7 protein-coding genes are annotated in these 5,687 nt (G+C 41.2%); 3 read left to right on the forward strand and 4 right to left on the reverse strand.

The window, feature by feature from the left end; genetic code table 11:
- From ACKPEB_RS21680 to ACKPEB_RS21695, 4 genes are all read right to left on the reverse strand, one after another.
- Positions 1-1,431, reverse strand: a 1,431-nt coding sequence (locus ACKPEB_RS21680; protein ID WP_408967094.1) for a DnaB-like helicase N-terminal domain-containing protein, incomplete at its 3' end; no start/stop codon positions are given.
- Between the two features lie 79 nt (positions 1,432-1,510).
- Positions 1,511-2,716, reverse strand: coding sequence for a DUF3102 domain-containing protein (locus tag ACKPEB_RS21685; RefSeq protein ID WP_408967095.1), 1,206 nt, complete (start codon positions 2,714-2,716; stop codon positions 1,511-1,513).
- A complete protein-coding gene (locus tag ACKPEB_RS21690; RefSeq protein WP_408971036.1) occupies positions 2,706-3,023 on the reverse strand; it encodes a hypothetical protein in 318 nt (105 codons plus the stop codon). The genes ACKPEB_RS21685 and ACKPEB_RS21690 overlap by 11 nt, the downstream gene beginning before the upstream one ends.
- 91 nt (positions 3,024-3,114) lie before the next feature.
- Complete coding sequence (locus ACKPEB_RS21695) at positions 3,115-3,291, reverse strand: hypothetical protein (protein WP_408967096.1); 177 nt, start codon at positions 3,289-3,291, stop codon at positions 3,115-3,117.
- A gap of 621 nt (positions 3,292-3,912) precedes the next feature.
- Between ACKPEB_RS21695 and ACKPEB_RS21700 the strand changes: the two genes are divergently transcribed.
- From ACKPEB_RS21700 to ACKPEB_RS21710, 3 genes are all read left to right on the forward strand, one after another.
- Positions 3,913-4,194, forward strand: coding sequence for a helix-turn-helix domain-containing protein (locus ACKPEB_RS21700; RefSeq protein ID WP_408967097.1), 282 nt, complete (start codon positions 3,913-3,915; stop codon positions 4,192-4,194).
- A gap of 63 nt (positions 4,195-4,257) precedes the next feature.
- The gene (locus tag ACKPEB_RS21705; RefSeq protein WP_408967098.1) at positions 4,258-5,313 is read left to right on the forward strand and encodes a hypothetical protein; all 1,056 of its coding nucleotides are present in this window, start codon (positions 4,258-4,260) and stop codon (positions 5,311-5,313) included.
- 6 nt (positions 5,314-5,319) lie between these two features.
- On the forward strand, positions 5,320-5,571 hold the full coding sequence (locus ACKPEB_RS21710; RefSeq protein ID WP_408967099.1) for a hypothetical protein: 252 nt from the start codon (positions 5,320-5,322) through the stop codon (positions 5,569-5,571).
- Positions 5,572-5,687: the final 116 nt, after the last annotated feature.

Consider the following 5,687-nt stretch of genomic DNA (forward strand, 5'->3'; position numbering starts at 1 on the left):
CATTCCTTTAATGTGCCAGCCCCAAGTATTCGGGTCGTACTCTAACTGGTAGCGTCCCGGTTCACGGCTGCGGGTTTTTTCAATGGTTAAAATTCGTCGGCAGTCGCGCGGGTCATCGTCAACTGATTCCAGTTTCCAAACCTGATCAACTGAGTTGTAAATTGCGGTTGAACCCCGTGCCGTACCTTGTGAACTACTGTGGTGAATTACTAAAAAGGTTGCATCATTTTTTTCGGCAATATCACGAAGTCTCATTAATGGCCGTGCATATTCTTGATCATTTTCTGAATACAACGATTGAGTGCTGGTTGAGGATAAGCTATCAATCATTATCAAGATATTGGCTTTGGGGTCTTTCTCCTTAATTTCCGCAATCTTTTGTCGTAAAATTCCGAACTGTTCAATTTTCCAATCACTCAATATTGAAAAGCGTTCTTGAACTTCTGGGGAGTCGTCTAAATATCCTTGTTCCTTGAGTTGTTCGGCTGTTACCCGGTCGCCTTGGTCGGTTTCAATGAAGAGGACATAACCGGGTTTATCTGCATAGTAATCTCCCCATTGACCGCCATTAATAATAACCCTGCAAATATGTCCAACCAGTCGGGTTTTGCCCTTTCCCCCTTTGGCGTGGAGTAGGGTGATTGTCTGCTTTGGAATCCAGCCCCGCAATAGCCAATGTTCTGAAGCATTCCCGTATTTTTCCAGGTAATCCTTCAGTGACATGAACTGATTTTTATTGCGGGAACTCAACCACAAAACATGAAAATTAAGCATTTCGCGCCGTGATTTAAACCCATATTTTTTGGCTAATTCCTGTAATTCCCACTGTTTAAGAGCTTCATTCTGATCGTAGTTATCCTCAATCCGTTCTAATTCCCTGGAAATAGCTTGAAATTTAGCCGTAGAACTCCTAACAAAATTCCCCCGTCTGAATCGACTGGCAATTTCAAAAAAACTAGATTCCATCTTTTCTAGTAATCCCCCAACGCCTTCATCGGGGTCTATTGTGAAGCTGTTGTTGATAACCTCGTTACCGTATTCAATCAACTGTCGTCTCAGGCGTTTCTCAAGAATTAAATTTGTGTACTGATCAACGTTAACGGCTGAAACTGTCCTATCTACCAACTGAGATAATTTAAGCTGTCCTCCTACGGATTCAAGCAATCCTTTATCCGCTAAATAGGTGGTAACAGACATTAGGTTTACGGGCTTACCCTGTGAATGTATCGCTACACAAGCATGATAAATGGTTTGGTGTTGTCGCAAGGAAAAATCCGAAGGTTCTAAAACAGAAATAACTCGCTCTATTGCTTCCGGGTCTAGTAGAATCCCCCCTAATATTGCTTCTTCTGCCTCAATATTTTGAGGCGGTAATTTATCAGAAATTGAGGTAAAAATAGGCTGGTTTTTGTTGACAATTTGAGCAACCATTTGTTAGAATACTCCTATGAAGAGAAAGGACATTTCGTATCACACCCTGATGGTTCCCCCTCAAAAGAGGGGGGTATTTTTATTCATCCCATTTATATCGAGCGTTCAATTCTTTTAAATCATCCTTATGCTTAAGAACCATCTCTAATAAGTAATCGAATTGATCACCATTAACGTGGTGCAAAAGTTTCCTGACGTTGGCTTCAAAATCTGCCATGAAAAGCTTACATACGGGAATCAACTCTGACTGGTTTTTGCAAGGATCAAGACTTACTGGCTCTTCATTTACTGGTTCTTCGACAACAGTGCTGTCAACATCTATTACATCTTCTACGATGTCTATAATTTGATCTGGTCTTTCCTCCAACAATTCTAGTTCGATCGAGTGAAATTCCCGAAAAGTATTGTCGATTTTTACAGAAATTAATCCCTTCTCTGGATATCGCGCAATGACGATACCAAGCATTCCATCAAAAGGTTTTAGTTCTGTCGTGTAGGGCAGAACAACCACTTTGGTGTCTGGTTGAAGATGATTGATTTCATCTTTACTTATCGCATCTTTGTTGACTTTTTGAACCGGACAAAGCGACAAAAATTTAGTAGGTTTCTCACCCAAAGATTCACCTGTTAGTGATTCGATTTTGCAGGTAATTCCATCGGTAGACTTGCTCTTTACCCGCCCGAAGTTCCAACCTTTTGTTTGAAACTGCCATTCCACAATATCGCCTTTATTAATACCTGTTTTAGCTGGTTTCTCTGGTTTAATTTCTGGCTCTAGTTTAGCTGGTTCAATCGCTTCAATTTTAGCGGCTTGTTTGAGTTCTTTAACAGTATTTACCGTAACTTCATTGCCAGATTCTAATAAGGCGATCGCTTGTTCAACCACCAGGTCAGGACACGATTTTTGTGCCAACTGATAGGCAACTGTGGGCTTAAACTTCGCAATATTGGGATTATTTTCAAAGGCTCTGGCTAACTGCATTTGATTGTTGGCCGTATCCTCTGACCAAGCGAAGCAAATCTTAAGCCAGTTCACGAACTCCCCATGTTTTAGTAGCTTCTTAGCTTGGATTAGGTTCTGTCCGATTTTTATTTTAAGCTTGATGTCGTTGGCAACGGATTGCACCGTGTCGAACTCCAACTCCTTTAATTGATCGGCTTTTTTTTTGGCAAGAGAACTATAGAAAGTGTCCTTATCTAATCCCTCAACTGCGAAAGGATTTGCTAAGGATGTGGCTTTTCGGGATGCTGTGGTTAGTTCAGCAACGGCAACGTTATCTAACATGGCTTTGTAGGGTAAGGGTGTTCGTAATTTGCTGAAATACAGGGTGAACGCTATTAAAGTATTGGGGGTAGAGTTGTTTGAAATTCTCTTTGAAATCATCAAGAGGATCTTCAAATTGGGGCAACTGCGATATATTGAGACTGGGGCCAGAGATACCAGAGGCGATTAAAATTAACCCTTTCGTGAATTCAATACTTTCTTTGGTGACAAATTTTGGGTGGGGATGTTCTAAGCGAAGGATTAGTGCGGCAAGATACCCCACGTCATCATTGTGAAACCATATCCCATTGGAAACTATCGGGTTCATGTCACATCACCCCCAAAAACCGAATAATTCGGTTTTTCAAAGTCCCATAATTGCTTGCCTAGAACGTCTGGTTTGATGGTTGCAATGGTTGTCATTTTTTCTTAGTGATAATGGTGGTTTTGGTTCGCGGAACCTTCTCACTTTTTGGGGTGAGAACGGCCCGAACATAATTCAAGGCGATCGTTTCTCCATAAACCTCAAGCAGATGTCGAGCTTCAATCTGTTGAGTGGGGAGGAGTTGAGCGTAAAGTTGGTTAAATTCGTTCATGTGGATAGGTGCGGTTACGTTCTTTCCCCCAGTCGTACAATCGGCGCCCGTCTCCAGGCATTACCTTCTCTTGGGGCTTGTCGGCAACGGCGCGACCGCTACCCCGGTGAGAAAGGATGATTCCGTAAAGGCTGATGACCAGAAGCAGAGCGATGCTACAGACTCCGACTGCAACGGGAATAAGGTATTGATTCATGGCACATACGAGGGGTTAAACCCTTGATGGGTGTGAGTGGTCTGGCGTAGATGCACCCCGATTGTTTGAATAGCGATAAATGAATGTTTAAGAAAGCCTGGGGAGTTTCACCCCAGGTTCTGCTGATGCCAAATGGTCATTAAGTCTCGCCGTAAAAGCTTTTACATAAATAACTACCTCCTCAAGAACTCGACATAGTACAGGTGTGGTAGCGGTCGGTTTATCCGCAAAATCGCCTAAAACACAGGGTTTGGGCGGTATTGACGTTAGCCGTAAAATCAACACATAAGCTAAATCCGTGCAGGAACCCCCTTTGTTAGTCGGCTTAGGGGAGCAGCTTTGTGTTGTTGTCTATGTCTAATTATTGGGCTTAAGTTTTGCTTTGTCAATACTTAGGCTTGACAATTGGGCTTAACTTTTACATAATGAGTTCATCCAAAGAAAATCAGGAGAGACATCCCTTGGAAGATTTAAGGACGGGCTACACGGAGATGACACAAGATCAGTTTTGTGTCTCTATCGGGATTCCTCGTTCTACTTACCAAGACATGGTTAAAAAAGGCAATAAAAAGATCGCTCTTGAAGTTATTGCCAATATTTGTAGAACTTGTCAAATTTCTGTTCCAACTTTTTTTGAAGAAATGGGAATTGATTTATCGGGTATCCCTAATAAAGCTAAAGAGCGAAAAAAAAGAAGTCTTGTATAGGAGGTGAACCAAAATTAAAGGCAGCGTGGGAGAATAGATTTAGCGTTTCTATTATCTCCCACTATGTTGCTACCGTTTTTGATTTTAGCAGTTCGATTGCTGTTTTTTACCCTATCCTTGGGTGCTGCTGCAATATTGGGGTCTGTAGCTGTTTTTATTCCAATTATTAAATATATTTGGGTTCCATTAATAGTCATCTTTATTCCCCCAGTCGTTACAGCGCAACTGCACAAACACTTCCTTAACTGGTTAGATTCCCTCAAACTCCCTAACTGGTTTCCCGGTAAAAAATACCTTGACTGGAGACGGGCAGTTCGGAAGGTTCAAACTAAAAAATACTGGCTTAAATGGGTTAAACACCCCGCTAGTTTTCAAGAAGGCTTTGATGCTTTTTCCGCTTTACTTATTGCTGGTTTCTTTGCCTTAATGGCTGCGTTATTAGCGTATGGGTTAGAAAGTGACGGTCAGCCAGTTTTTGATAATCCGGTTGAAATAATTGTTACTAACTTCGTTGGCTGGACTTACATCTTCTACGCCCTAGACACTGTTACTCGCTGGAAGTTAAACCAAAGCAAATGGAAAAAGTTATCAGGCAAAATTCGACAAGCAAAAGAGGAGGTATTAAATAAGGAAATCAAAACTTTAAAACAGCGTGTTTTGGCTGAAAAGGGATATTTAACTAAACCGGAATTCTCCATAGGGGAAAAGCACGACTCTTTCAAAGCAACTGCTAAAGCCTGTGAACCGTATTTTACAACTGAGGACTTCTACGATTTTGCTGTATTCCAGTGGAAACACCAACAGGAAGAAATCCCACCAGAAGTTAAAATACCCCCCGAATGGAAAGGATTAAGAGAGTTAGCCGATGTGGTTTGGTTTAGCCACTACTGGGGTGAAGATTCCCCGATTAAAAAGGCTCTTAATCAAGTCAAAAAACAATATCCACAGTATCAAACCAGTATCGTCCAACCCAATCTTTACAAGGGGTTTATCGCGTTGGTTAAACAGCATAAAATCCAACCCCCTGAACAGTGGAACAAACAAACTCCTAAAGAGATAAAGGTTAATTGGACTGAAGCTGAAGTTAGAGACGAGTGGATATCATTAAAAACCCAGTGAGGCAAAATGACACAAGATATACCATCAAATTATCTACCCTTTTTTTTGAATTGGCATCACCAAGATGACACAATAACACAAACACAAACTGAACCAGCAACTAAACTATTAAGTGAACCCCAAACCTTTAAGGAAATTACTCAAGCATACATAGATGAAATCAACCATCAATTAGAAGAGGAAAATATTAATCCAGCGATTAAAACCTCAGTTGAGGACATTCACGAAATGTTGGACGCGATTGTTGAGTTTTTGTAGGAGGCATCATGTTAAACGATAGACAGTTAGTTGCGCTTCATTTATTCGGGAATACCATTAGTAATGAAGCCGACCTCGTGTTTTTAGTCAGAGGTACAAAAGCTACGGAAAAAATG

This window comes from Planktothrix sp. (assembly GCF_046067725.1).
GTDB lineage: Bacteria > Cyanobacteriota > Cyanobacteriia > Cyanobacteriales > Microcoleaceae > Planktothrix.

What these genes read in the sequence shown, in the direction of transcription:
- ACKPEB_RS21685 (WP_408967095.1), bottom strand. Translation starts at nt 2,716, where the DNA reads ATGTTAGATAACGTTGCCGTTGCTGAACTAACCACAGCATCCCGAAAA.
- ACKPEB_RS21690 (WP_408971036.1), bottom strand. Translation starts at nt 3,023, where the DNA reads ATGAACCCGATAGTTTCCAATGGGATATGGTTTCACAATGATGACGTG.
- ACKPEB_RS21695 (WP_408967096.1), bottom strand. Translation starts at nt 3,291, where the DNA reads ATGAACGAATTTAACCAACTTTACGCTCAACTCCTCCCCACTCAACAG.
- ACKPEB_RS21700 (WP_408967097.1), top strand. Translation starts at nt 3,913, where the DNA reads ATGAGTTCATCCAAAGAAAATCAGGAGAGACATCCCTTGGAAGATTTA.
- ACKPEB_RS21705 (WP_408967098.1), top strand. Translation starts at nt 4,258, where the DNA reads ATGTTGCTACCGTTTTTGATTTTAGCAGTTCGATTGCTGTTTTTTACC.
- ACKPEB_RS21710 (WP_408967099.1), top strand. Translation starts at nt 5,320, where the DNA reads ATGACACAAGATATACCATCAAATTATCTACCCTTTTTTTTGAATTGG.